This is a genomic window from Serratia sp. HNCC26DJ206 (genome assembly GCF_057180605.1).
Genome location: NZ_JBXUGP010000193.1, coordinates 1 through 233 on the forward strand (window position 1 = coordinate 1; position 233 = coordinate 233).

General features: G+C 60.1%; 1 pseudogene. It reads left to right on the plus strand.

Annotation, left to right across the window (positions count from 1 at the left end):
• Nucleotides 1-233, plus strand: a pseudogene (locus AC2A1E_RS24545) (TolC family protein); the annotation flags it as partial.

A 233-nucleotide genomic window follows, 5' to 3' on the forward strand; every position in this document is an offset into this window, starting at 1 on the left:
ATGAAGGAACTGACCGATATGCTGTCGCAGATCGCGGCGGCGGACGGGGGGCGTGCCAGTGAGTTTACCCAGGCGAAGGCGAAGCTGCTTTCTGCCCGCGCCAACCTGGATGATATTGAGCACCAGGTGAGTACCAGCCGTATCAGATTGGTGCGTCTGTTGGGCGTCGAGCCGAACTTACCTGAGAATATCTCCTGGCGAGATTCGGTGATGCCGGCGTCAGCGGCGATCGC